At 39.4% G+C, this 24756-nt stretch carries 27 protein-coding genes; 6 read left to right on the top strand and 21 right to left on the bottom strand.

Annotated elements, in window-relative coordinates:
• Positions 1-176: 176 nt before the first annotated feature.
• A complete protein-coding gene (locus FM071_RS02025; RefSeq protein ID WP_193111379.1) occupies positions 177-752 on the bottom strand; it encodes an outer membrane beta-barrel protein in 576 nt (191 codons plus the stop codon).
• 37 nt (positions 753-789) lie between these two features.
• Positions 790-1935, bottom strand: coding sequence for a BaiN/RdsA family NAD(P)/FAD-dependent oxidoreductase (locus tag FM071_RS02020; RefSeq protein WP_193111378.1), 1146 nt, complete (start codon positions 1933-1935; stop codon positions 790-792).
• A gap of 45 nt (positions 1936-1980) precedes the next feature.
• Here FM071_RS02020 and rimO point away from each other — a divergent pair, with 45 nt between their 5' ends.
• Both rimO and tilS read left to right on the top strand, forming a co-directional pair.
• Positions 1981-3309 (top strand): 30S ribosomal protein S12 methylthiotransferase RimO, encoded by a 1329-nt coding sequence (gene rimO, locus FM071_RS02015; RefSeq protein WP_193111377.1) that lies wholly within the window; start codon positions 1981-1983, stop codon positions 3307-3309.
• Complete coding sequence (gene tilS / locus FM071_RS02010; RefSeq protein ID WP_193111376.1) at positions 3290-4279, top strand: tRNA lysidine(34) synthetase TilS; 990 nt, start codon at positions 3290-3292, stop codon at positions 4277-4279. The genes rimO and tilS overlap by 20 nt, the downstream gene beginning before the upstream one ends.
• Here tilS and FM071_RS02005 read toward each other — a convergent pair.
• From FM071_RS02005 to FM071_RS01970, 8 genes are read right to left on the bottom strand one after another with little or no spacing between them, the layout of a single operon-like run.
• Positions 4225-4782 carry a hypothetical protein gene (locus FM071_RS02005; RefSeq protein ID WP_193111375.1) on the bottom strand — a complete coding sequence of 186 codons (558 nt, stop codon included), beginning with the start codon at positions 4780-4782 and terminating at the stop codon, positions 4225-4227. The genes tilS and FM071_RS02005 overlap by 55 nt on opposite strands.
• Positions 4772-5305 (bottom strand): hypothetical protein, encoded by a 534-nt coding sequence (locus FM071_RS02000; RefSeq protein WP_193111374.1) that lies wholly within the window; start codon positions 5303-5305, stop codon positions 4772-4774. Before FM071_RS02000 ends, FM071_RS02005 begins: the two co-directional genes overlap by 11 nt.
• A complete protein-coding gene (locus tag FM071_RS01995; protein WP_193111373.1) occupies positions 5302-6330 on the bottom strand; it encodes a hypothetical protein in 1029 nt (342 codons plus the stop codon). Before FM071_RS01995 ends, FM071_RS02000 begins: the two co-directional genes overlap by 4 nt.
• Positions 6330-7166, bottom strand: coding sequence for a tyrosine-type recombinase/integrase (locus FM071_RS01990; RefSeq protein ID WP_193111372.1), 837 nt, complete (start codon positions 7164-7166; stop codon positions 6330-6332). Before FM071_RS01990 ends, FM071_RS01995 begins: the two co-directional genes overlap by 1 nt.
• Positions 7147-7602 carry a hypothetical protein gene (locus FM071_RS01985; RefSeq protein ID WP_193111371.1) on the bottom strand — a complete coding sequence of 152 codons (456 nt, stop codon included), beginning with the start codon at positions 7600-7602 and terminating at the stop codon, positions 7147-7149. Before FM071_RS01985 ends, FM071_RS01990 begins: the two co-directional genes overlap by 20 nt.
• The gene (locus FM071_RS01980; protein WP_193111370.1) at positions 7592-8215 is read right to left on the bottom strand and encodes a lysophospholipid acyltransferase family protein; all 624 of its coding nucleotides are present in this window, start codon (positions 8213-8215) and stop codon (positions 7592-7594) included. Before FM071_RS01980 ends, FM071_RS01985 begins: the two co-directional genes overlap by 11 nt.
• Positions 8208-9512 carry a tRNA (N6-isopentenyl adenosine(37)-C2)-methylthiotransferase MiaB gene (gene miaB / locus FM071_RS01975; RefSeq protein ID WP_193111369.1) on the bottom strand — a complete coding sequence of 435 codons (1305 nt, stop codon included), beginning with the start codon at positions 9510-9512 and terminating at the stop codon, positions 8208-8210. The genes FM071_RS01980 and miaB overlap by 8 nt, the downstream gene beginning before the upstream one ends.
• A 10-nt stretch (positions 9513-9522) precedes the next feature.
• On the bottom strand, positions 9523-9768 hold the full coding sequence (locus FM071_RS01970) for an HP0268 family nuclease (RefSeq protein WP_193111368.1): 246 nt from the start codon (positions 9766-9768) through the stop codon (positions 9523-9525).
• 173 nt (positions 9769-9941) lie between these two features.
• On the opposite strand from FM071_RS01970, the gene nusA reads away from it, so the two are divergent.
• Positions 9942-11075, top strand: a complete 1134-nt coding sequence (gene nusA / locus FM071_RS01965) for a transcription termination factor NusA (RefSeq protein WP_193111367.1) — start codon at positions 9942-9944, stop codon at positions 11073-11075.
• Between the two features lie 106 nt (positions 11076-11181).
• Here nusA and FM071_RS01960 read toward each other — a convergent pair whose 3' ends face one another.
• On the bottom strand, positions 11182-12141 hold the full coding sequence (locus tag FM071_RS01960) for an ABC transporter permease (protein WP_193111366.1): 960 nt from the start codon (positions 12139-12141) through the stop codon (positions 11182-11184).
• 106 nt (positions 12142-12247) lie between these two features.
• Positions 12248-13534 carry a porin gene (locus FM071_RS01955; protein WP_193111365.1) on the bottom strand — a complete coding sequence of 429 codons (1287 nt, stop codon included), beginning with the start codon at positions 13532-13534 and terminating at the stop codon, positions 12248-12250.
• Positions 13535-13641: 107 nt separating this feature from the next.
• On the opposite strand from FM071_RS01955, the gene FM071_RS01950 reads away from it, so the two are divergent.
• On the top strand, positions 13642-14070 hold the full coding sequence (locus tag FM071_RS01950) for a hypothetical protein (RefSeq protein WP_193111364.1): 429 nt from the start codon (positions 13642-13644) through the stop codon (positions 14068-14070).
• A 14-nt stretch (positions 14071-14084) separates the two neighbouring features.
• On the opposite strand, the gene fabI is transcribed toward FM071_RS01950, so the two are convergent.
• The 4 genes from fabI to gap are packed head-to-tail and all read right to left on the bottom strand — an operon-like array spanning position 14085 to position 17867.
• Complete coding sequence (gene fabI, locus FM071_RS01945; protein ID WP_193111363.1) at positions 14085-14906, bottom strand: enoyl-ACP reductase FabI; 822 nt, start codon at positions 14904-14906, stop codon at positions 14085-14087.
• A gap of 29 nt (positions 14907-14935) precedes the next feature.
• On the bottom strand, positions 14936-15640 hold the full coding sequence (locus tag FM071_RS01940) for a triose-phosphate isomerase (RefSeq protein WP_193111362.1): 705 nt from the start codon (positions 15638-15640) through the stop codon (positions 14936-14938).
• Between the two features lie 8 nt (positions 15641-15648).
• The gene (locus FM071_RS01935) at positions 15649-16857 is read right to left on the bottom strand and encodes a phosphoglycerate kinase (RefSeq protein ID WP_193111361.1); all 1209 of its coding nucleotides are present in this window, start codon (positions 16855-16857) and stop codon (positions 15649-15651) included.
• An 8-nt stretch (positions 16858-16865) separates the two neighbouring features.
• Complete coding sequence (gene gap / locus FM071_RS01930) at positions 16866-17867, bottom strand: type I glyceraldehyde-3-phosphate dehydrogenase (protein ID WP_193111360.1); 1002 nt, start codon at positions 17865-17867, stop codon at positions 16866-16868.
• A gap of 62 nt (positions 17868-17929) precedes the next feature.
• Here gap and nadD point away from each other — a divergent pair, with 62 nt between their 5' ends.
• Both nadD and rsfS read left to right on the top strand, forming a co-directional pair.
• Positions 17930-18478 carry a nicotinate (nicotinamide) nucleotide adenylyltransferase gene (gene nadD, locus FM071_RS01925; protein WP_193111359.1) on the top strand — a complete coding sequence of 183 codons (549 nt, stop codon included), beginning with the start codon at positions 17930-17932 and terminating at the stop codon, positions 18476-18478.
• Entirely contained in the window at positions 18462-18782 is a 321-nt protein-coding gene (rsfS, locus tag FM071_RS01920) for a ribosome silencing factor (RefSeq protein WP_193111358.1), read from the top strand. The genes nadD and rsfS overlap by 17 nt, the downstream gene beginning before the upstream one ends.
• On the opposite strand, the gene mltF is transcribed toward rsfS, so the two are convergent.
• Genes mltF through FM071_RS01895 form a run of 5 tightly spaced genes read right to left on the bottom strand, consistent with a single transcriptional unit; the run spans position 18779 to position 24748 of the window.
• Complete coding sequence (mltF, locus tag FM071_RS01915) at positions 18779-20359, bottom strand: membrane-bound lytic murein transglycosylase MltF (protein ID WP_226960558.1); 1581 nt, start codon at positions 20357-20359, stop codon at positions 18779-18781. The genes rsfS and mltF overlap by 4 nt on opposite strands.
• A gap of 23 nt (positions 20360-20382) precedes the next feature.
• Positions 20383-21660 (bottom strand): ArsS family sensor histidine kinase, encoded by a 1278-nt coding sequence (locus tag FM071_RS01910; RefSeq protein ID WP_193111357.1) that lies wholly within the window; start codon positions 21658-21660, stop codon positions 20383-20385.
• Between the two features lie 3 nt (positions 21661-21663).
• Complete coding sequence (locus FM071_RS01905; protein WP_193111356.1) at positions 21664-22326, bottom strand: response regulator transcription factor; 663 nt, start codon at positions 22324-22326, stop codon at positions 21664-21666.
• 50 nt (positions 22327-22376) lie between these two features.
• Entirely contained in the window at positions 22377-24524 is a 2148-nt protein-coding gene (gene feoB, locus FM071_RS01900) for a ferrous iron transport protein B (RefSeq protein WP_193111355.1), read from the bottom strand.
• The gene (locus FM071_RS01895) at positions 24521-24748 is read right to left on the bottom strand and encodes a FeoA family protein (RefSeq protein ID WP_193111354.1); all 228 of its coding nucleotides are present in this window, start codon (positions 24746-24748) and stop codon (positions 24521-24523) included. Before FM071_RS01895 ends, feoB begins: the two co-directional genes overlap by 4 nt.
• Positions 24749-24756 lie beyond the last annotated feature (8 nt).

The raw sequence follows: 24756 nt of genomic DNA, 5'->3' as shown, positions 1-24756 counted from the left end.
ATTATATCTTTTTATGGTCAATATCTTCGACTTCTTACCGATACAAAACTCATAGATCAATAATAGTAGATAATTCCATGGTAATATTTTTTAAGAAAAGAGTTAAAAATAGAGAAGAATGTGTAAAGAGCACCTTCAAAGATGCACTCATTACACTGACTAGAAGGAGTTTAAAATTAATCCATCTGCCATTTGAAGATAATACTTCCATACGCAGAAGTAATACTGTTAAATTTATATGTAGCAGTTCCTTGTGTTACTTCACTGTCCAAGTCTATGTATCTAGCACCAACCTCAACATCGATTAGATCAGTTACAGTCACATTAAACCCTGCACCGCCACCATAGTAGTACTCATTTGTAGAAACGGATGCATAATAAGGTTTTGATCCAACTTTCATAAATGCTTTTCCGGCATTTGCACTGAGAAAGAAGCTGACAGGTTTTGAGAAATGGAACAGATACTCAACTTCCGCACCCAATGTATCGAGTTTACTAAAATCTTCTGCATCATAATAACGAGCACTTAAAAAAACTCTAAAGTTCTCTCCCTGTGCACCGAGTTTTAAACCCGCACTGCCTAATTTGCTATCTTGAACACTAAACATTTGTCCAGACTCAGTCACATCTGCACTTACTTTATTGTATCCACCCTCTACTGCAAACAATGATGTATATTCATTCGCTCCAACGACTGCAGGCATACTTAAAAGCGATGCCGCCAATGCTATTTTTGTCAATCTTTTTTTCATACGAAAACACTCCATGCATTTATTTTATTTATTATACCTATTTTATCGCTTTTGCACAAACATAGGCAGATGAAAAGGACCATTGGAAGTTATAACCTCCAAGTTCTCCGGTTATATCGACAACTTCGCCGATAAAATAAAGCCCTTTTACTTTTTTTGACTCCAAACTTTGCATATCAAGCTCATCGGTCGCAATACCGCCCCGACTTACCTCAGCTTTTGAAAAACCGAAGTTGCCTGCCGGAGCAAAAGTATAATGGTGCAGTTTCTCAAGCTGTTCAAGTTCACACTTTTGTACTTTGCTACACTCTTTATCTTTCATACCAATGGCACTAAGCAGAGCTTTTGAAAGTCGTTTTGGCAATGGAATAACCGAAGATATCAGTTTTTTACCACCGCTCTTTATCAACTCTTTTATCTCTCTGTCTGGCAGAAAATTGATGAAGATATCACCTTTTTTCCAGTAAAGCGAGGCAGAGAGTACCGCCGGGCCACTGATTCCTTTGTGTGTGAACAACATCTCCTCACGCAAGACTCTATCTTCTACCCCTATCTCTACAAAACAAGAGAGCCCGCTTAGCTCTTTCATCCAAAACTGCTCTTTTTGCAGCGTGAGTCCGACAAGCGCCGGAGTAAACTTTTTAATATGCAAGCCAAAATTTTGGGCGATTTGAAGACCAACATCACTCGCACCGAGATTTTTAAAACTCTCGCCACCCGTTGCAACGACAACTCTTTTTGACTGCAGCACTCTTTTGTCTGTTTTGACTTCAAAATGCTCACCACGCTTGTGCACTTCCAAAATCTTTTCTCCTAAAATCTGTTCTGCCTTCTTTGCATTGCGTGAGAGAAGATTTATGATATCATCCGAGCTTTTTTTACAAAAGTAATAGCGACCTTTACGAAGTTCTAGTTCAACTCTATTTCTGTCCAAAAGATCAAGCAGCTTTTCTTTGTCAAATTTTTTAAAGACAGCCGACAAGAGTGCTGCATCACCATCATAATTATTGAGTGCGACACTCACATTTGTGATATTGCATTTCCCACCGCCGGAAATTTTAAGCTTCTTGGCAGGCTTACTGTTGCCGTCAATCATAGCTACTTTCATCTTCTTTGGCAAATTTCCCGCACACATCAAACCACTCGCACCGGCACCGAGAATAATCACATCATATAAATTCATGAGCTAATTATAGTATAATTATAAAAAATATTTAAAAGAAGAAGAATGTCAAACAAACTCCATATAGTCTCACTCGGATGTACAAAAAATCTCGTAGATACTGAAGTGATGATGGGACGACTCAAAAATTTTGAACTTACCGACAACAATGAAGATGCCGATGTTATCATTGTCAACACTTGTGGTTTTATCGATGCCGCAAAAGAGGAATCGCTCAATACCGTTCTTTCCCTTCATGAAGCACGTAAAGAGGACTCTCTGCTTGTTATGGCAGGTTGTTTGAGTGAGCGTTATCAAGAAGAGTTGCAGGAGCAGATTCCTGAGGTTGACATCTTCACCGGTGTAGGTGACTATGATAAAATTGATGAGCTTTTAGTAGAGAAAAAAAGCCGTTTCTCTGATGAAGTTTATCTTATCGACGGGGCAGAGCGTGTTGTGACAGGCTCAAGCTATCATGCCTACATCAAGCTCTCAGAAGGATGTAACCAAACATGCTCATTTTGTGCCATTCCATCATTTAAAGGGAAGCTGCATTCACGTGATCTTGATTCTATCGCACGTGAGGTCGAGGGACTTGTCAAACAGGGTTACTGGGATTTCTCTTTTGTTTCCCAGGATTCATCATCATACCTTCGCGACCAGAATGTAAAAGACGGGCTTTCACTTTTAATGCAGAGAATTGAACTCATTGAAGGCGTAAAAAGTGCCCGCATACTCTACCTTTACCCTTCAACAACAAGCATGAAACTCCTGCAAAACATTGCAAAAAGCAAGATCTTTCATAACTATTTCGACATGCCTATCCAACACATCAATGATGATATGCTTCGCATGATGAAACGCGGATTTGGTAAGGACAAAACAGTTGAACTGCTCAATTATATGCGCTCACTGCCAAACTCCTTTGTTCGAACAAGTTTCATCGTTGGACACCCGGGTGAAACAGAAGCGATGTTTGAAGAGATGTGTGAATTTGCCGAAAGCTTTGGATTTGACCGAATTAATGTCTTTGCTTACTCCGATGAGGAGACGACATCCGCACACGAGATGCAAGAGAAAATAGATGAAGAGACAAAAGCTGATCGAGCACAGATTTTGGGCGATATTGCTGCGGCATGTACACAAAGATCACTCGAAAATGAAATTGACAAAAGAGTCGATATCGTTATAGACTCAGAGAGTGATGAGCATGAGTTCCTACTCTCTGCTCGTGAGCTGCTCTGGGCTCCGGAGATTGATGGTGAAATCTATGTTAACGACAGAACCGACGATACGACAGAACTGGAATTTGGCAAGCCTTACAAAGCAAAGATCACTGATCTTGTCGGCAATATTTTAACTGCCACCGTAGATAATGCTAAAACAGACAACTAAAGAGCTGCTGCAAAACTCTAAAAATCTTCTGGCATTCTCTGCCGGTGTTGATTCGACCGCCCTGCTTTTTTTACTTCTTGAAAATGAGATACCTTTTGATATTGCTATTGTTGATTACAGCCTGCGTGAGCAAAGTAAAGAAGAGGTGTCCTATGCAAAAGAGCTTGCAAAAAGATACGGCTTTGCGTATTTTGTAAAAAATGCCCCCGACATCAAAAGCAATTTTGAAGCAACGGCAAGAGAAGTTCGCTATGATTTCTTTGAAGAGCTCATCAGCTCACGCAACTATGAAAATCTTTTGACAGCACACCATTTAGGTGACAAGCTTGAGTGGATGCTGATGCAGTTTTGTAAAGGTGCGGGTTGTGTCGAACTCTGCGGTATGAGTGAAATTGAGTTGCGTGAGGAGTATAAACTCATTCGTCCACTACTGCATCTCGATAAAACAGAGCTGTTGGCATATCTTGACAAAAACAACATCAAATATTTTATCGATGCAAGCAACAGTGATGAAAAGTACAGCCGCAACATATTTAGAAAAAAATATGCACAGCCGCTTTTAGCCGAGTATCGTAGCGGCATTGAAAAAAGTTTTGAGTATCTTGAAACAGATAAAGCAGCGTTGATTCAAGAAGAAAAAATTTTAAAAAAAAATGCACTCGCCTGCTTTCGTAAAGGCAGCTCACGCAGCAACATCTACCATATAGACAAGTACCTCAAATCACTAGGGCATATGATCTCAAAAGAACAGCGACAGCTTCTGCGTGAGCAGAAAAGCCTTGTCGTGGGGAGAAAATACATCGTAGCGGAGGCGGGAGAGTATATCTGCATTGCTCCTTACATCAAAAAAGAAAAACTTGCAAAAGAGTTCAAAGAGAAGATGCGTCTTTTGAAGGTTGATCCAAAACTGCGAGGTTATTTATCAGAAGACGTCGAAGCGGTCGAGTTCTTATCTTTGTTGTTGGCATAAACCTTCATTGTAAAAGATGATTTTATCATCTCTCCGTCACGCAGAAACCCAATAGGAAAATTAACACCGATAATCCAGTCTCCTTTATTGACAGCATCCAAAAAATCATAAAAATTTGTCGGAGATGAGATATGAGAAGTCGTATTCACTTCATAGACACTGAACCCTTCGACATCTTTGATGCGATTTATTTTCGTCACACGCAACGAAGAAAATTGTGCTTTGTGCTGCTTTTCAAATCTCTCAGGAGAGAATGTTCTGTCATAGGCCGTAATGATGTTACGGTTTTTGCTTTGCAGATCTTTAAGAGTCTGCAGCGTTTCATCATAAAATGCTTTGTATTTTCTATACTCCCCAAGCTCTTTTTTAAGTTCTCCCCGTTTAACTCTATACTCTTTTCCCTCAGGAATCAAAAGGCCAAAAGAAAATACAAGCACAAACAAAAACAGAAAAATAGACAACAACAGGATATAAATATGATGGCGGGAGATATTAATTTTCATGGTCTAACTCCTCACTTTCATCTTCATTGATGTAATTTGTCGATACAAATCGAAGCCAGCCGTTTTGAGCCGGATAGAAGCTTGTATATGTCTTTTGAAAGATAGAGCGAAGCGGTGCCTGCAGCATAAAGTTGTAAATATCTCTGTTTGGCGTAACACCATACAGGATCAAACCATTTTTTAAGAGCTCCGCTCGAGAAAGAGTAATGCGTTCGGGAACGAGATCAAAAAGATTTGCAATAGAATCTTTGAGTACCATATTTTGCGTATGTACTTTTTGTGCGAGGGCTGCCTGTTTTTTTATATACGCGATTTTATTATCCATATCTTCGATATTCGACGCTAAGTCTGTCCTCTTTGCAATGAGCTCTTTTTTCTCTTTTGAAAAAGAGTAGTCTTTATAAAGTAAAAAGGTATATGTCCCAAGCAGCATGATGATCGTTATAGAAAAAAATGTGAAAATCAACTGGACATCTGCTGTGAAAGGAGTTTTTTTACGCGGTTTTATGTAGCTGTATTTCATAAACCAAGCTCCTCTTTTGCAAGTTCACACACCTCTGCATCTATCTCTGTTTTTCGGATGTAAACATTCAAAAACATCTCTTCTTCAAGATACTTTTTTAAATCCTTCGTCACACCGACACCATCTGCGATGTACATATTTTCCAAAAATGCACTCTCATAACGCTCATCTTTATAATAGTGCGCGATAGAGGTCTGAATAAGCGAAAAGCGTTGGTAGTCTTCATTGAAACTGCCCTCTTCTTCTGTACTCTCTTCAATAGCATCCTGACTCTCCAACAACTCCTCTTCAATATCTTTGGAATCATCAAACTCCTCTATCTCTTCAATGGAGTCAAGATCTTCAATATCACTGAAATCTTCAAGTTCACTACTCTCATCATCCACATCGATATCTTCCAAGTCTATACCGGCATCTGATTCTAAATTAAGTTCTTCCTCTTCTATATCATGACTTAGAAGGATATCATCTGCATCATTGCTCGTCTGCATATCGAGATGTTCGGCATATAACAGTTTGCCATTTTCAAAGACAGCTATGGAGATAAAACTGTCTTGAACGAGTGCATAAAGTGCCAGTTTACCGTCTATCTTGTCTTTAAAGAAATTCGCTAACACAACAAAAGGAGAAAAAATAAAATCAACACCGATCTCCTTATATGTTTTTTCAATCTCATAAAGTTCCGGTTTAGCCGTATAATAGGTCCACTTTCCGTTATAACATTTATACTCGCAATTACTAAGGTCATAATAGTAAGAAAGCTTGTTTTTTGAACATGTGGGAAGAGCACCCTGCAGTGAAGACATATCAAGAACAGAGATGTACGAATACGGAGATTCTTTTGTGTAGTTTGTTATATAATCCAGCATATTTTCATCTGGCTTGATTGTTTCAAATTCAGCTTGAACATTATCTACAGCAGCTTTTTTTGAGTACATTTCTATATAGACAAGTGTCGATGCACGTTTAACGACTATATTGACAAACACTTTACGATATAAAGATTCAAAAATTTTAGCAAGCACTACTTCTCACCTTGTGCGAGAGGATGTGCTTTGTTATAATTTTGTTGTTTCAATGCACTACCTAATTTTGTATATATTTGTGTTGTCGCCATGGAAGCATGACCTAACAATTCACTAACATCGACAATCGGTGCCCCACTGTTTAATAAAGCAGAAGCATACGAGTGACGAAGTTGATGCGGCGTTACTTTCAGCGCTACACGACCAAAGACTTTAGTTATCATATATCTTAGACTATTTTCGCTTAATCTTTCGCCATTTTTTTCAAAAAGAAATTTTTTTATCATAAAAGTTGACAAATATTCATCAATCAGTTTTTTAACCTCCGCTAAAAGCGGCACATCTCTTTGTTTATTACCTTTTCCGATAATACGAATCCATTCATCATCAATATCTTCCACCTTTAATGCTGAGAGTTCCGAGATACGCAGCCCCAATGTATAAAGCATCAACACGACCAGTTTTTCCTGCAGGGATGCTTTTTCTAATGCTTCCATAATGTGTTCATGAGAAATTGGTTTTGGCAGTGTTTTTGCCACTTTAATGCTTTCATCCCCACGCAAAACAACTTTACTGCCCTGCTCATTGATAAAGGCTGTAAAACTACGTATTGCGGAGAGTTTTTTACTGATGGTCTTTGCATTGAGTGATGCTATCTGGATTCGATAAGGCATCAAATTAAAAAGCAGATGATCTTTTTCATCCGTTATCTCGATAAACCCAAAAGCTTCCTGCAGTGTTTCTCTATAACTTTTTATGGTTAGTTCTGAGTAACCTCTTTGTTTCTGGAGGTAAACAGAAAAATCGGTTATTTGTTTATCTATTGACTTTTTCAAGGAGCTGCTCAAAGTTTTTATGATATCTCGCCGCTTCTTGAACCAAGGCTTTGTCGGTTATGACACTTGGTGCGAGCTTTACATAAGAATCTACCATAATCTCACTCATGAGTTTTATTTTTGATCGGTCTGCGTCAGAAATATTCTGTTTTGCAGCAATCTCATTGATCTGCTGCATATACTCTTTTGCCTGCTGAACATACTTCATGTACTTCATCGATGTCTTTGACTGCGCCATAATCGTCGATGCCATACGATTGTAGATATCTATGCTAAAAGCTTCATTTGCCAGTTCATAGGCTTTTTGGTAGTCCCCTGTTTCGTAGTAATACTTCGCTTCGAGAGATTTCTCATAAGAAGGGTTTATTATAAAGTAAATGACCATCGACACAATTAAACCAAGTGCGACAACAGGAATGAGTATTTTAGCTTTCATGTTTTAATAGCCCCTCTTTGAGTAAACTTCTTGCCTCTTCAATTTCCATCTCAGAAATATCTATCTCAGAAGAAGCGTAATAGTTAAGTATACCAAAAGGTTTCGGAATTACAAACTTATCCCATGAATTCAGCTGCCAAAATTTTGTAGGCTTCACCGAAACCAAAACAATTTTTGTTTTGGTTTTTTGCGCCATGACAATAATACCATCAGCTACTTCATGACGCGGTCCCTTCGGTCCATCAGGAGTGATGCCTATGTCATACCCCTCTTTTATACTCTTTATAGCCTGAATGAGTACACGTGCCGAATTTTTATCCGAAGAACCTGCCAATGTCTCAAGACCAAAATACTTAATAGTGCGTGAGATAAGTTTTCCATCAAAATGCGGTGAAATAAGTACCTTTGCGTGAGGCTTTTTTCTGTAAAATTTATAGAGATATGGCAGCATCAGCAGTTCTCCGTGCCAACAGGCAAAGATAACCGGTTTATCTGTTATGGTCTGTGGAGCATAAAAGTTTTTTTTGTTTGTGAGGTATAAAAAACGGATAATAAGTGAGCCTATAAAAGGAACGAAGATAAGGGCGAGAGAACGGCTTACTTTTTTAAGCAACGATCTCCCCTGTAAAAATGGTACGGCCGATCTTCGTGATCTTCACATCGCAAAATTCGCCGAGCAGTTCTTCCGAGCCTTTCACTTTGACAACAAGATTGTTATCTGTTCTTCCAGATACATAGCCATCAGCATTGAGGTCTTCAAAATAGACTTCGTATGTTTTTCCGAGCTGTGTTTTGTTTTTTTCATCAAGCATTTCAGTCTGAAGTGCCTGCAGGTATGAGAGTCTGTCAGATGCCACTTCAGGATCAATGACATCACTATAATGTTGTGCTTCTGTTTCAGGTCTCGGTGAATATTTAAAAGAGAATATTTGATCGAACTTCACCTGCTTCATTACATCGATGGTATCTTCAAAATCCTCTTCACTCTCTCCCGGAAATGCGACGATAATGTCAGTAGATATGCTTACTTCAGGACAGTGTTCGCGAAGTTTTTGGACACGATTCAAAAACCACTCTTTAGAGTAGCCGCGTTTCATATCTTTGAGCACTTTGGTACTCCCACTTTGCAGCGGCATATGCATTGACTTACATATCTTAGGATTGGATGCAAACTCTTCAATAAACTCATCATCCATATGAAACGGGTGTGGTGACGTAAAACGAATGCGTCTGAGTCCTTCTATCTTTGAAAGGCGTCGCAGCAGCTCCGTGAAGTTCACTTTTTCATGATCGCTTGATGAGAAACGGCGTCCATAGTTATTGACATTCTGTCCAAGCAAAAATATCTCTTTGGCTCCGTTGTCCACCGCACGCTGCGCTTCACGCACAATAAGCTCGTCAGGAATGGATATCTCCTCACCACGTGTCTTTGGAACGATACAGAAAGTACACTGTTTGTCACAGCCTATAGAGATGTTGATGTAAGCTTTGTATGGAGATGTACGAAAATCATCGAAAGCAAATTCGCTCTCGTCATAATTGATGTCCACTTCAACAGCTTTGTCCTTATGAAGTACTTCGCCTATCTTTGAAACATTTCGCGCACCAAGTACGAAACTGACATAAGGAGCACGTTTGATGATCTCTTCTCCGAGATGCGAAGCCGTACAGCCGCACACACCGATTTTTGCACCCTCTTTTTTCTTTTTGTTAAAGACGCCGAGTTCAGAAAAAAGCTTGGCAACAGGCTTCTCTCTTACTGAGCATGTATTTATCAAAATTAGGTCGGCATTCTTCATGTCATCGGTTGTTTCATAGCCCTCTTTCTCTTTGAGTGCTGCTATCATATGTTCCGAATCACGAGAGTTCATCGCACAACCCAATGTTTCAATAAATAACTTTTTACTCATACTGTACGTCTTAGCTCATAATGTGAACTTGGTACATATAGTCATTATCTGAAAGACCATATTTTACCTCGTTCATGTAAAAACTTTTTCCCTGCTCTTCAAAGTGATCTTGCAGTGCAAGCAAATCTTTATGAGAGTTCTCTCTATCAAAGTAAAAGATAACACTCTCTTCTTTTGCAACTTTATCTTCGATCTTCGCTAAATCGATTTTTTTTGGTTTAGCATCCAAATCTGTTCTTGCTAATTTTAAATCCATGTAATAGTCTCTCCTGATTTATATATAAAAGTTTTGCATTATACTTAAAATCTTCTAAAAAGCTGATTAAAGATAATCTTAACAGAATTTCGGTATAATACGGTACTTCGATTAAGAAATCCCCCAATGCACTTATTATTGTTAAACGATTTCTTACCAAAAAAGGAACAACTATGGAAAAAATATTAGATATCGCAGAAGCGATAGGACACGAAAAAGGGCTGCAACCGGAAAAAGTGCTTGAAGCACTCAAAACGGCATTCGTTCAGACTGCAAAAAGAGTCATAGACCAAAATTTCGCTTTTGAAGCGATCGTTGATGAAGATTCAAAGAACATCAAAATCGTCCAGACGATAACAGTCGTTGAAGATGATGATGAAAGACTTCAGGATGAAGAGACGGCTCCGGCATATATCTCACTTACAGATGCAAGACAATATGATGATCAGGTAGAGCTTGGTGACCAACTTCAAATAGATCACGATCTTGAAGATTATGGAAGAACGGCGGCATCAGGCCTGCACCGTGAGATCGAGTATCACATCCAAAGACTTGTAGAAGATGAAGTTTACAATAAGTACAAGTCAAAAGTAGGTACACTTGTCAGCGGTCGTGTCATCCGTGTTGATGCACAAAATGCTACTTACATAGAAGTCGATGAGATTCGTGCCGTATTGCCGATGAAAAGCCGTATAAAAGGTGAGATTTTTGAAGTGGGTGACCACATAAAAGCTGTCGTTCGTCGTGTAAATATGGATAAAGAGCATGGAATCCAGATAGAACTCTCACGCACCTCTCCAAAATTCTTGGAAGCTCTCTTAGAGCTTGAAGTGCCAGAGATTGCGGAAGGTACGGTCATCATCGAAAAATCTGCACGTATTCCGGGTGAACGCGCAAAAGTTGCCGTACTCTCAACACATCCACAAGTAGATGCTGTCGGTGCTACTGTCGGTGTAAAAGGTGTGCGTATCAACGCCGTAAGCGAAGAGCTCATCGGTGAGAATATTGACTGTATCGAATACACGAACATTCCTGAACTCTTTATCTCACGTACAATGAGTCCGGCTATTATTTCACATGTTGAGATTGTCAAGAACGAAGAGGGAGAGAATGAAAAAGCTATCATTACACTTCCATCGGACCAAAAATCAAAAGCGATCGGTAAAAGCGGTATAAACATCCGTTTGGCATCCATGCTTACAGGTATGCAGATAGAGCTTCTTGAAACAGATGAAATGACAAATGAAAACGGTGAGATAGAAGAGAAAAAAGAGAGTGTCGATGCGCTAGAGGCACTTTTCAGCTAATAATATACTAATATGAGCAAAGCCCATATTAGCAGCAGGGACAAGTATGTCCCTACACCCCCCCCATAAAGCTACAACAAACAAGTTTGTTGAGAAAAAAATCGTCTTAGCCTCTTTCTACATATGGGTTGAGTTTCAACAAAATCAGATCCGCCACCATGTTTCCAAGCAGCGTCAAAAATGCTGTTATCATTAAAATTCCCATAATGATGGGGTAGTCGCGTGAGAGCGCCGAGATGTAAAAAAGCTGCCCCATTCCCTCGATTCCAAAGATAGACTCCAAAATGACACTACCTCCGATTAGTCCAGGCAAAGACAAACCTAATAAGGTGATGATAGGCGGCATGAGATTTGGTAGTATATAATAACGCAGCAGATCTTTCTCTTTTATGTTGCGTGAGCGTGCAAAATAGTAATAATCACTTTTGAGTATCTCCAGTGTCAAAGAGCGTACATAAATTATCATACTCCCCAAACCAACAAAAATCATCACAGAGATAGGCAGCACCAAGTGCCATGCCATATCTGCAATATTTGCAAAGCCCTCTTTTGGTGTAATAGAATGCAGTCCCGCTATAGGAAACAGGCTTAATTTGATGGAAAAGAGAATGATAAAGAGCAGTGCCAAATAAAATGAAGGCATTGAGAAAGAGACCAAAGAGAGCTGTCGGATGATATAATCACTCTTTTGCTCATAATTCATCGCTGCTTTTATGCCAAGCCAAAGTGAAAGCACAAAGACCGATATCAAAGCGATAAAATTCATCCAAAGTGTCACAGGAAGCCGTTTGAGTATCTCTGAGCTTACATTCTGCCCACTGACAAAAGAGATTCCGAAGTTAAGGGTTATAAGATTTTTGATCCAGTCCAAATACTGCATAAAAAGCGGTTTATCCAGTCCATACACAGCCTTGAGTTTGGCTATTGCCTCTTTTGTCATATTAGGATTAAGCTCTCCTGCTCCAAAAAAACTGTTTGGTGCTGCGTGAATCGCTAAAAAAGAGATGATAGAAATAAGCAAAAGCATAAAAATAATGTAAGAAAGTTTTTTTATAAAGAGTGTCATAGGGAAAATTATAGCATAAGTATAAAAGTATAATTTTGAAAGTTTTTAAAAGAGAGAAACTAACTCCCAGAAGGGAGATAGTTATACTTCGAATTTAGAGGTTAGACTAGAAGTTTAGTGTTAAATAAGCTTGGATTGCATTATATGCATCACCGTCTTTAGCCGCAGTTTTTTGATTTTGATCATCTGCTTTAGTATAAACATATGCTAAAGTTGTATTTAATGGACCAAAGTCTTTACCAGCAGTTACTGTAAATTCTTTCATATCTGCACGATCAACTGTTCCACCATTTTTATCTGCATCAGTTTGTGTATAGTAAGCACCTAAATCAATACCTGCTGCTTTACCTGTGACTGTAACATTTAACGCAGAAGTATCAGCTCTTGTTACATAACCATAGTTCCACCATGCTTCAGTATAAAGTTTTGACATAGGTTTATTACCTAGTGTAGCAAGGTTTTCACCAGCACCTAAACTTGCAACTGTTTCTTTTCCAGTTTGAGAATATGCTACGCTAATTGCTGCAACATCTTTCATTTCATACCCAAGTTTAAATGCATATACATCATTATCAGTATCTTTTGCTATTGCTAATTGATTACTTTTGTTATAGTTAATTTTAGTGTATTGAGCACCGGCAACAACACCTTCCATTGCTAAATCAGCTTGTAACCAAAATGCATCTACGTATTGTGGAGCATCATAATACCATGCTTGTGCAGTTAATGGCTTGAATGAATTATTTACAACACCTGCAGCATAAGCACCATTGTAAAATTGTGAGAATGTACTTTCACTTGCAATTGTTTGAATTCTATTTGCAATACCTACACCAGGAACAGCATTAGCATTACCACTTATAGCGTTAGCTGCATTAGAACCACCAACATAAGCACCAACCAATGTAGTATCTGGCACATCTTGATTGATTACAACAGCTGCTTCAAAAGTATTTTCAACGATTGACCAAGTTTCACTAAACACTAGTGGAGTGTCTAATTTCATACGACCGATTTTACCAGTAGTTTTACCAACAGTACCAGCGACCCATGCTTCATCAACAATCCATGAATCAGTTAGACCATTCGTTCCTTCCCAAACATTATTTACTAACTGACCTTGAAGACCAAGAGTAGTTAAAACAGTTGTATGAACACCTGCAGAAACATTTTTAGCCAAGTCAGCAGTAATGCCTAAGCCTAAAGCAGCTTGACCAGCTGCACCTTGTGAAGCAAATAAATCATTATTACTTCTTGTAGCAGGTGTACTATAGTCATTATCTTGTGTATTATAATATAATTTAGCGTCACCGCTTACTTTAACATTGTCAATTGCAAATGCACTTGAACCAATTAGTAGCGCCGCTACCAAACTCATTTTTGTAAATTTCATATTTTCTCCTTATCCTTTTACAAATTTCATATGCAGTATAGCATAACCTATTCTTAACATTAGATAAATCTGGCGTTATTTTTCATTTTTTTAGCTATAATTCCCATATGAAACAACTAATTACAATATCACAACTAATAATAACAGCTTTTTTACTAAACAGCTGTGCATCATCAACGACAAAGGTCGCACCATCACAGAACAGTGCTCTTAACAGTATAAGCAAATCAAATGCTGCAATAGAAAAAGAAGGAGCTATGCAAAAGTCGCTGGACTCATGGCTACATGATGATTGGGAGCCTACTATTGCTAAAGATAAAGAGATTCAAAAGAAGTATATGAAAGAGGAAAAAGGGATAGAGTCCAATACTTCAGCCACAAAGACTCAAGAATCACACTTTGTTGATAAAGAGGATAAAAACTTTACTCTTCAGGAGTATGTTGATAAAGCTGCTGCCTATATGCGAGCAAAACCGAATGACTATAACAGCTCAAATGTTCACAAGTTGGAGAGCATGCCTGTTATTGGGAAGTAGATAGTTTTTACTATCTACTTTTTCGCATCCCAAGCGAGAACGGTTTTTCCATTCTCATCTGTCGTTGCAGCCGCCATTCCCATAATGTTATAACCATTATCTACATAATGCACTTCACCCGTCACACCACTGCTAAGATCACTCAACAGATACATCGCAGAGTTTCCGACCTGCTCTATTGTCACATTTTTCTTTAACGGTGCATTTGTTTCGTTCCATTTAAGTATTTGTGAGAAATCACCGATACCCGCAGCTGCAAGAGTTTTAATAGGCCCCGCAGAGATAGCATTGACACGCTGTCCTTTTGCTCCAAGATCCACTGCCATATAACGGACACTCGCTTCAAGTGCCGCTTTTGCCACACCCATTACATTGTAGTTCACTACGTATTTTGGACCACCGAGATAAGAGAGTGTCAAGATTGACGCATCATCACTCAGAACTGACTCTAATCGGTTTGTCAGGTCAATAAGAGAGTACACAGAGATATCCATAGCAATTTGAAATGCACTTTTGCTTGTTTTTATAAAAGGCTCAGAGAGTGCCTCTTTTGGAGCAAATGCAACAGAGTGAACTAAAAAATCGATCTTGCCAAAATCTTTTTCGATCTTTGCAGCGATGCCCGCCATGTGTTCCTCATTACTAACGTCGAGTTCATAGACATAGTCACTGCCAAACTCTTTGGCAATCGGCTCAACTCTCTTTTTAAGTGCATCATTTAAATATGTAAATGCCATTTCAGCGCCCTGATCGGCACATGCTTTTGCAATTCCGTACGCTATTGATTTATTATTTGCAAGACCTACGATAAGACCTTTTTTACCCTTCATCAACATTTTTTTCTCCTTAATTAATTATACTGTTTTTATTTTTCTATCTCATCGGCATACTGTATCATTGTACAGAAATGCTCAGCATAGAGTGCCGCACTTCCCACCAAAATGCCATCGACATTTTTCAGTGATAACACCTCTTTTGCATTGGTCACTTTAACACTCCCGCCATAGAGCAGCGGTGCTGAAGATTTCTGCTTTAATTCTGTATGAATATCTTCGATATCTTCAAGTGTCGGTGTAAGTCCCGTGCCTATTGCCCAAACAGGTTCATAAGCGATAATTAGCTTTTCATAGGAAGTATCTATACCTTCATATTGTGCAGAGATATACTCCATCATAGCTTCTTTACCTGCTTCACGCTTCTCTTTTGGCTCGCCTACACAGTAGACTATTGTAAAGCCCTGCTCTTTGAAATAGGCAAATTTTTTGGCAATAAACTCCTGAGTTTCACCTAAGATATGACGTCGTTCACTGTGTCCGATCAAGATAGTTTTGATGCCGAACTCTTCAAGCTGTTCCAACCCGATCTCACCCGTAAAAGCACCATTAACTGTCGGATAAGCATTTTGGGTACCGACTTCTACTTTTTCTGCACTGAAGCTGTCAAGTGATGAGATTGCAGGAAAAACAAAAACTTCTTGATTGCTCTGCTTTGCACATTTATCTACCTCTTCTATATAAGAAGCCGTGTCATGTCGTGTCAAGTTCGTTTTTAGATTTGCTGCAATTATCATTGTCTCTCCTATGCCTCTTCGCTGATTTTTACCATTAATGGCTCGACACCCGGAAGTACTTTACCTTCTAAAAGTTCAAGAGAAGCACCGCCTCCTGTCGAGATAAAACTCATCTCATCATCAACACCAACGCGTTGTACAAGATCTGCCGTGTCACCGCCGCCGACAACTGTCGTCGCATAACTGTCTGCTACAAAGTGAGCTATCTTGGAACTTCCGCGAGCAAATTTTTCCATCTCATAGACACCCATCGGTCCGTTCCACAAGACTGTCTGAACATCATTCAATCCTTCACGATAGAGTCTCACCGTTGCAGGCCCGATATCAAGTCCCATCCATCCATTTGGAATTTCCTGTGCAGTTACTATCTTACTGACCGCATCCTCAGAAAATTTATCTGCCGCAACGACATCAACAGGAAGGTAAAATTTAACACCGGCTTTTTTCGCTTCGTCCATAATTCTCTGTGCCTCTTGAAGCAGATCATCCTCAACAAGTGACGCACCAATGTCATAACCGAGCTGTTTTAAAAAGGTAAAAGCCATTCCTCCGCCTATGAAAATCTTGTCAACTTTTGGCAGAAGATTGACAAGTGCTTCAAGTTTACCCGAAACCTTTGAACCGCCTACTATGGCTGCAAAAGGTCGTACAGGATTATTCATCAATTTACCAAAGTAATTTACCTCACGTTCAAGTAAGAAACCTGCCGCTTTATGTTCATTGTCAAAAAACTTCGTAATGCCGTGAACGGAAGCATGTGCACGATGGCTCACGCCAAAAGCATCATTGACATAAAAGTCTGCCATGGAAGCTAGTTTGCGTGAGAGTTCTTCATCGTCTTTCGTCTCACCCGGTTCAAAACGAAGGTTTTCCAACAAAAGCACTTCATGACGAGGGAGTTCCTTTGCGATTTTGAGTGTTGCATCATCCACAATACCCGGAGCAAGTTCCACATGACGCTTTAACAGCTGCTGCAGTCTTCTTGCAACCGGAGCCAAAGAATATTTTTCAACAACTTCACCTTTTGGACGGCCAAGGTGCGAAGCTAAAATAACGGCACAGTCAAGATCGAGACAGTAGTTTATCGTCGCTATAGCAGAACGGATTCGTCTGTCATCGGAAATATTGCCAAACTCATCCATCGGGACATTGAAATCACAACGGATAAATACTTTTTTATTTGCCAAGTCCAGCTTTTTTAAATGTAATAGTTCCAAAAAAAATCCTATTTTGAGATGTGAAGAGCCATATCGATGAGACGCATGGAGTAACCCCACTCATTATCATACCATGCCATTACTTTTACCATATCATCGCCGATGACCTGCGTGAGGTCTTCTGCCACGATTGAACTGTATTCGCAGCCTACGAAGTCCTGAGAAACTCTCATCTCTTTATCTACAAGTAAAAGGCCATTCAGTCTACCAGCTGCTGCTTCATTAAACGCTGCATTGACCTCTTCTTTTGTCGTACCTTTTTTAACGACAACGTTCAAATCCACCATAGAAACATCAGGAGTTGGCACACGTACTGACTGTCCGTGAAGTTTACCTTCAAGTTGTGGCAGTACAAGACTGATGGCTTTTGCCGCACCTGTTGTTGTCGGGATCATATTGATAGCACCTGCACGGGCACGACGCTTGTCTTTGTTATGCTTTACATCAAGAATATTTTGATCATTTGTGTAGGAGTGAATCGTTGTCATTAAACCTTTTTCAATGCCAAATGCGTCATCTAAAACACGCGCTACAGGACCGAGACAGTTTGTCGTACACGAAGCGTTTGAGACGATCTTCTGCCCGTCATATTTCTCTTCATTGACACCCATTACAAATGTCGGAGTTATTTTATCTTTTGCCGGTGCTGAAAAAAGTACTTTTTCGACACCTTTGTCAATATGCACCTGAGCTGATTCCTGAGTAAGAAAGACACCTGTACACTCTAAGACCATATCGGCACCGCAACCTGCAAAGTCTAAGTTCTGTGGATCTCTGTCAGAAAAGACTCTGATTTTGTTACCGTCAATGCTGATGTATTTATCATCTACTTGCTCAACTTCGCTGTTAAATGTTCCATGTACTGAATCATTTTTAAGAAGATAGAGCATCATATCCATACTGGCCATATCATTGATAGCTACAATCTCGACATCATCTCTCTTTGCTGCTATACGCGCGACACAACGACCTATTCTACCAAATCCATTAATTGCTATTTTGAGTGCCATTAACTATCCTAATATAAAAAAATTGGGTTATTTTATCCAAAATTAGTTATAATTCGGTTTAAATGAATGGTATAGCACTCTATGGCGGCTCTTTTGATCCGCCTCACCTCGGTCATGAGGCAGTTGTAAAGGCTTTAGAAAAGTTAGATTTTATAAAAAAAGTTATCATCATGCCAACTTTTCTAAATCCCTTTAAAGAAACTTTTACAGCACCTGCCGAGTTACGGCTGAAGTGGCTGAAATGCATCTTTGCAGATGATGAAAAAGTTCAAATCAGCTCTTTTGAAGTTGAGAAAAAACGAAAAGTACCTGCTGTTGAAACAGTAAAAGCGATGTTGCAAAAGTATGATCCAATCTACTTTGTCATCGGTGCAGATAATCTTGCGTCACTCCATAAGTGGTATAGATATGATGAACTTAAAGAACTTGTCACTTTTATCGTAGCATCGCGGAATGACATAGAGATACCGCCAAATTTCTTAAAACTTCAGATAGGTGTCGATATTGCATCATCCGATTTAAGAGATAATATCGACATTTCAAAATTACCAAAAAAATGTGCACAGGAAATTGCACACTATTATAAGGAACATAATGCAAAACAGAATTGAAAAAATAACTCAAACACTTGACAAGAACAAAGCCGAAGCAATCGAAGTCTTTGATCTGCGTGGGAAGAACTACTTTGTAGATTACGCCATCATCGCCTCATCACTTGGGCAAAAACACACGACAGCACTTTTAGACCATCTGAAAAACTCACTCAAACCTGAGGAAACATTTAACAATGTCGATGAGAGCGGTGACTGGATAGTTGTAGATCTCGGTGATGTTCTTATTCATATCATGACACCGGAATACAGAGTCAAATATGACATGGAAACTTTTTTAAGCGAACTTGATGCCGATAACTAAGAACTTTTTTTCTTAGTTGTTGTATGCTTTTTTTTCTTACTTTTCTTACTTTTTTTTCTCACACTTTTCTTTTTATGACTTTTTTTTGACTTTTTCTTTACTACTTTTTTAGCACTCTTTTTTTTACTTTTCAAAGGAACCGCAATAACAGGAAGTGAAGCTTTCTCTTTTACCGCTTCTTTCTCCTTTTCATACTTCTCTAAAATATCTTTATAGTTATAGATAGCTTCAACATATTTCACCGGTTCCGCACCTCTTGCATAGCCATATTTCAGTGTTCTATAGTACTTTTTTTGTGAAAGAAACGGCAGAACAATTTTTAAATCACTCCAGACATTTGGATTAAGTCCAAGGCGTGTGGCAAGTTTTTGCGCGTCTTTTATATGTCCCATTCCAACATTGTAAGCTGCCAATGCATATTTGAGTCTGTTTTCTCCTTCAACACCCTGAGGTACAAATTTCATCATTTGATTAAGATGACGTGTACCGCCGACGATACTCTGTTTTGGATTAAGCCTGTTTTTCACACCCAGGATCTTGGCCGTTCTTTTTGTCAGCATCATCAGGCCGCGAACACCTGTAAAACTTTTAGCTCTCGGATTCCAGTGCGACTCCTGATACGATACAGAAGCGATCAATGTCCATGGAATGCCAAAACGTTCTGCTGCTTCTTTAAAATATTTTTTATACCGCGGCAGTCGTGATTTTATTCGTTTATAAAAGACTTTGGTATTGTAATAGTCAAAAAAGAGCACATAAGAGTAGTAATGATCTTTTAGCTGTGTCATCTTGCCTTTTTGATTAAAATCGTTCAACCATGCATACATATCCGCTTCAAGTTTTTTGGCATCTTTTGGCAAGAGCCATGCCAACTGCTCACGCGGGCTTATTGAAAAGGCTAAAGCTATCTCGGGAAAAAACTTCAAGTTCAAGGCATAGATGTTCGAATCTGCCACTGTACAGTCTATCTGATGTTTAGACACCATCTCCAAAAGCTCTTCAGTAGAGTAATCCGAACTCGTTGTCACATTGATATCAAAGCCGTCCTCTTTGAGTTTTTGCAGTGTTTCACTGTAACTCGTATCGTCACCGACCATAATGGAAAGGCCTTCAAGGTCCTCGACATCTCTTGGAAATTTTGAACTCCCGAGCATCCCCCGATAACAGATCACCTGCTCCTGAACTTCAAAATAAGAGGGACCGAAATGATAAAGTTTTTCTCTGCTTGGTGTTTTTGCCAAAGAAGCCGATGTGATGTGAATATTTGGGTTTTTACTGAGTCTCAATGCTTCTTTTACAGTATGCGCCGGTGTGATATTTAACTTCACTCCCAAATGATCTGCATAGGACTTCAACAAGTCATACTCAAACCCCTGTGGACCTTCATTGCCTATATAGTAGGTAGAAGGTGCATTGAGCAGAACAACATTGAGTTGTTTCTCTTTTTTAATTCTATCCAATAACGATGGCTTTTCAATACGCTTCCCAGGTTCATAAGCACTGTGAGAAAGCCATCCGAAAACAAAAAAAGAGAGCGCAAAAAATATTGCTAGACCAATGTAGAGGAGTTTATTCATTACATTAGTTTACATTTTTAAACTTATGCAAAAATAAAACGATTCACTCCATTTTCATACTCATGAGCCAGTACCTGTCCATGTGCTTTGAGGATAGAATCTACCAGATAAAGCCCCAGTCCATAACTGTTCTTCGATGGATTTTCCTTTGTAAAAGGCTCTATATAGTACTGCAGCGGATGCTTTAGACACTCCCCTTTACTCTCAAAACAGAGTTCACCCTCTTCATTGATGCGAATTGTTATATGTGCGTCAGTTGAGTATTTCATTGCATTGTCTATCATATTTTTTATCGCTGTCGTATAGAGTCTGTAATTTGCCTGTATTTTCACATCTGCAGGTACATCTACACTAACGCTCTCCCGCTCAACCATGGCCATATCAATGGCACCATCGATAATATCGACAAGCCTGTACTCGGAAAAGTCTTTTTTATCATTCAGGCTTGTCACTTCCTCTATCATCGCAAACTCGTTGACAAGTGTCTCAAGCCTTTTAAAGATAGAGGTAAAACGCTCACGCTGTTTGGGCGATTCCAACATCTGTGTCGCAATGGTTCCTTTTGCTATGGGAGTTTTTAGTTCATGCATTAGGTTTCGTAAAAAAAGTGTGCGGGATTCCAAGATATTGTTAATCTTTCGCCTTGCTTTGTCAAGTTCATTTGCGACCGAACCTATCTCATCTTCAGAGGAAGTTTTAAAGGAGACATTCATATTTCCTTTTCCATAAAGAGCGATTTTTTTTCTCAGACGAATAAGCGGACGCAGTTTCTGCAGAACCAGTACAAACGATAAAGAGATAATCAAAAAGACAGTCGCATATGTGTAAAGAATATTGATGTAACTGTATGGTTTTAGATCATTGTCTCGGATGAGAATATCGCCATTTGGTGTTTCAATATGAAAATAGATCGCTTTTTTATACTCCAGCATCGTTGCACGCAGGTTTGTTACCGTATTTTTCGTATACATTCCCTTTTCACTGATCATCAATGAAGTATTGAAACTTTTAAATCCTTCACGTTTTAGTATCTTGCTTTTGGTTAAAATGGTCCTCTTTTGCTTTTCGTCCTTTATCATCTCAATATCATATACAGCCAAATTTGCTTCAAGCATGACTTCTGAACTTTGACGCTGCTGATGCTCACGATAAATCTGTGTGATGACCGTATATTTTGTAAAGATATGGTTGATATACTGCTCATGATTGAGCTTGTAAAATTCCCAGAAGATCGCACTTACACTCACTAGCGAGACGATAAGTGCGACGAGTACGGTTATGAGTACTGCATGATGTTTCATAAATTACTTCAAAAGTTTGTAGCCGACACCGCGTACTGATTCTATGAGAGATTTATCTCCAAGTTTGTTTCTGATTCTTCCAACCATAACATCAATGCTTTTATTTGAAGAGTCTTCGTTGATTGCATTGACATTATGAATAAGGTCCTCACGTGAGACGACAAGCCCCTGCTTGCTTATCATATAAGAGAGAATCCCAAACTCTGCATTTGTCAGATCAATATTACGTCCTTTATAGGTGATGGTCATCGTTGACTTGTCACATTTAAAGTCGCTTTTATTCTCTGCTTTGGCTTCCGTTTTTGCTTCATAACGACGCAGTACAGAATGGATTCTTGCTTCGAGCTCACGCGGATCATACGGTTTTGGCAGATAATCATCCGCACCGAGTTCAAGTGCTTTGATCTTGTCAGTTACGTCTGAGCGGGCTGAAGATATAATGATGGGAATATCCTGACGTTCCCGAATCGCTTCACACACTTCAAGACCATCCATGCCGGGAAGTGTCAAATCCAGAATAACAAGATCAAAAGGCTCTAATTTCAAGATACTTACAGCCTTAAACGGGTCATCTTCGGTTATTACTTTAAAATCAAACTGTTCAAGATACTCCGTGAGTATCTCAGCTAGTTCCAAATCATCTTCTATCATCAATATTTTTTGCATTTTTTTTCCTTGGAACTATTTTAACAAATTTCAACTAATATTCGGTTAATTTATCCAAGTGCCAACGCAATTCTATATGCAAAGAATGCTAAAACATACGCTACAATGGATGTAAAAATGAACAGATAGACTGCATACTTCCAGCTTCCCGCCTCTTTTGCGAAAACTGTTGTCGCTGCAAGACACGGCAGATAGGTCATTACTACCACGATGAAGGCAACTGCCGAAGCAAACGGGATATGTTTACGTATATTATCCGCCAAGGACTCCGAAGTTTCAGTAACATCTCCGCCCATCGAATAAAGAACACCTAATGTAGAAACCACTACTTCTTTTGCTGCAAGTCCTGCCTGCAGAGCAACATTCATCTTCCAGTCAAATCCAAGCGGCGCAAACAGCGGCTCTTTCAGCTTTCCAACTCGTCCCAGATAACTCTGTCCCAGCTGCTCTTCAGCAAGTTCGTTCTCAAGCGCTATCTTCTGTGAAGCATCAACACTCTGTTCTATCTTCGCTGCATAGACTTTATCCAGTGCATCACTGTGTGGATAGTTACTTAAAAACCAAATCAGCATCGCTGCACCGGCAATGAACGTACCCGCTTTTTTAAGGTACATAATTGTCTGCGTGAGCACTGTATGCCAAATAAGCTTGAGTGACGGAAGACGATACTTCGGCATCTCCATAACAAATGGTTCATCCACACCTTTAAAAGCGGTCATTTTCAGTACTTTTGCCATAATAAGACCAAGAATAGCACCACTTACATAGATAGCAAACAGAACATTTCCCGCCATCGCTTCTCCAAAAAATGCTCCTGCAAAGAGTACATAGACAGGAAGTCTTGCACCACAGGACATAAACCCGATGATAAAAAGTGTCAAGAGCCTGTCTCTGTCATTTTTAAGAATTCTCGCCGACATATATGCAGGAATAGAACAACCAAAACCGGTAACGAGAGGAATGAAACTCTGTCCATGCAGACCAAATTTATGGAAAAATCCATCAAGCAAAAAGGCGACACGGCTCATGTATCCTGTTGTTTCAAGAAGTGCTATACCAATAAACAAGATGATGATATTTGGCGTGAAAAGCACAACTGCACCGACACCGCCGATAATTCCATCAACTATAAGAGAACGAACATCATCATTGGCAATCGTTGGCGAGACGACATCACCCAGCCAGACAAAGAAGCCGTCAATCCACTCCATAGGTATGTTTCCTACAGTAAAGGTAAGCTGAAAAAGGCCCCACATAAAGAACAAGAATATAGGTATACCAAAAAGCGGATGGATTAAGATAGAGTCTATTTTTTCTGTCAGCGTTTTTTGAACCTGCTTCTCCTCTTTATACTGCACGACCTCTGTAACGATACCCCTGTTAAAAGAAGCATACTCTTCAGCAAAAGCCTCTTTAATGTCATCAGTGTCATGGTGCAGTTCTATATGTCGTGCTGCTTCTATTAAAATAGGCTGCAGTTCTGTCCAGATAGGCTCATCATGAAGCTTTTCATAGGTTTTTTTGTTGTTTTTAAGCAGGTTGATCGCTATGTTTCTATAAGAGTTAACTGCCTGAAATTTATGTTTTTGCAAGTATGAGACAATCGTCGTTATCTCTTCTTCCACCGCCTCACTAAAGATAAGCTTGGGCTCTTTTTTCTCGCTGATATGTGTCTCTACCACTGTATCTATCAAATCTTCTATGCCTGTTTTTGCAGCAGCGGACACTTTTACACAAGGCACATTTAGCAGTTCTGACATATAATCTGCATCTATCTCAATGCCCTCTTTCTCAGCTTCATCACTCATATTCAAAGCGATGACTATCTTTTTGCTCATTGTCAGAAGCTCTGATGTCAACTGCAGATTTTTCTCAAGATTGGTCGAGTCAACAACATTGATGATAATGTCATAATCCTCGGCACAAAGATAATCATGTGTTACACGCTCTTCGATCGTGTAATCTGTAAAGGCATACGTTCCCGGAAGGTCGACTACCGTGAAGTGATAATTTTTATAGTCAAACAACACTTCTGTTTTATCAACGGTCACACCCGAAAAGTTCCCGACATGTAGATGGGCATTGCTGACGGAGTTGATAAGCATACTCTTACCCACATTTGGCTGTCCGACAAGCGCCACTTTTACATGGTTGGCTATAATCGGGCAGGCTTTTTTATCATGTTCTACGCCATTCATATCTCTTCTACCTCTATATGTTTTGCTTCCTCTGCTCGCAGTGCTATTCTCATTTTACCTACTTTTATCTCTATGGTCTTTTTTCCTGGAGAGTGTTCAAGCACTTTGAGTTCTGCGCCTTTCATCACACCAAACGATATGAGACGCTGTTTTAGAGTGCTGTCTGCACTTATCTTTGTCACTTTGACTCTGCACCCTTTGTGACAATTCAATAGATTATTCATATATGACT

The sequence above is a fragment of the Sulfurimonas paralvinellae genome (genome assembly GCF_014905135.1).
Taxonomy (GTDB): domain Bacteria; phylum Campylobacterota; class Campylobacteria; order Campylobacterales; family Sulfurimonadaceae; genus Sulfurimonas; species Sulfurimonas paralvinellae.
The sequence above is the reverse complement of the archived record's forward strand: the minus strand, read 5'-3'. Positions and strand labels throughout refer to the sequence as shown.

Excerpts from the sequence above, each read along its gene's own strand:
- FM071_RS02000 (WP_193111374.1), bottom strand. The coding sequence starts at position 5,305 with ATGAAATACAGCTACATAAAACCGCGTAAAAAAACTCCTTTCACAGCA.
- FM071_RS02020 (WP_193111378.1), bottom strand. The coding sequence starts at position 1,935 with ATGAATTTATATGATGTGATTATTCTCGGTGCCGGTGCGAGTGGTTTG.
- rimO (WP_193111377.1), top strand. The coding sequence starts at position 1,981 with ATGTCAAACAAACTCCATATAGTCTCACTCGGATGTACAAAAAATCTC.
- FM071_RS01970 (WP_193111368.1), bottom strand. The coding sequence starts at position 9,768 with ATGGATTTAAAATTAGCAAGAACAGATTTGGATGCTAAACCAAAAAAA.
- nusA (WP_193111367.1), top strand. The coding sequence starts at position 9,942 with ATGGAAAAAATATTAGATATCGCAGAAGCGATAGGACACGAAAAAGGG.
- tilS (WP_193111376.1), top strand. The coding sequence starts at position 3,290 with ATGCTAAAACAGACAACTAAAGAGCTGCTGCAAAACTCTAAAAATCTT.
- feoB (WP_193111355.1), bottom strand. The coding sequence starts at position 24,524 with ATGAATGGCGTAGAACATGATAAAAAAGCCTGCCCGATTATAGCCAAC.
- FM071_RS01940 (WP_193111362.1), bottom strand. The coding sequence starts at position 15,640 with ATGATAATTGCAGCAAATCTAAAAACGAACTTGACACGACATGACACG.
- FM071_RS01960 (WP_193111366.1), bottom strand. The coding sequence starts at position 12,141 with ATGACACTCTTTATAAAAAAACTTTCTTACATTATTTTTATGCTTTTG.
- FM071_RS02005 (WP_193111375.1), bottom strand. The coding sequence starts at position 4,782 with ATGAAAATTAATATCTCCCGCCATCATATTTATATCCTGTTGTTGTCT.
- FM071_RS01905 (WP_193111356.1), bottom strand. The coding sequence starts at position 22,326 with ATGCAAAAAATATTGATGATAGAAGATGATTTGGAACTAGCTGAGATA.
- FM071_RS01895 (WP_193111354.1), bottom strand. The coding sequence starts at position 24,748 with ATGAATAATCTATTGAATTGTCACAAAGGGTGCAGAGTCAAAGTGACA.
- miaB (WP_193111369.1), bottom strand. The coding sequence starts at position 9,512 with ATGAGTAAAAAGTTATTTATTGAAACATTGGGTTGTGCGATGAACTCT.
- FM071_RS01985 (WP_193111371.1), bottom strand. The coding sequence starts at position 7,602 with ATGAAAGCTAAAATACTCATTCCTGTTGTCGCACTTGGTTTAATTGTG.
- gap (WP_193111360.1), bottom strand. The coding sequence starts at position 17,867 with ATGGCACTCAAAATAGCAATTAATGGATTTGGTAGAATAGGTCGTTGT.
- rsfS (WP_193111358.1), top strand. The coding sequence starts at position 18,462 with ATGCAAAACAGAATTGAAAAAATAACTCAAACACTTGACAAGAACAAA.
- FM071_RS01950 (WP_193111364.1), top strand. The coding sequence starts at position 13,642 with ATGAAACAACTAATTACAATATCACAACTAATAATAACAGCTTTTTTA.
- nadD (WP_193111359.1), top strand. The coding sequence starts at position 17,930 with ATGAATGGTATAGCACTCTATGGCGGCTCTTTTGATCCGCCTCACCTC.
- FM071_RS02025 (WP_193111379.1), bottom strand. The coding sequence starts at position 752 with ATGAAAAAAAGATTGACAAAAATAGCATTGGCGGCATCGCTTTTAAGT.
- mltF (WP_226960558.1), bottom strand. The coding sequence starts at position 20,359 with ATGAATAAACTCCTCTACATTGGTCTAGCAATATTTTTTGCGCTCTCT.
- fabI (WP_193111363.1), bottom strand. The coding sequence starts at position 14,906 with ATGTTGATGAAGGGTAAAAAAGGTCTTATCGTAGGTCTTGCAAATAAT.
- FM071_RS01910 (WP_193111357.1), bottom strand. The coding sequence starts at position 21,660 with ATGAAACATCATGCAGTACTCATAACCGTACTCGTCGCACTTATCGTC.
- FM071_RS01955 (WP_193111365.1), bottom strand. The coding sequence starts at position 13,534 with ATGAAATTTACAAAAATGAGTTTGGTAGCGGCGCTACTAATTGGTTCA.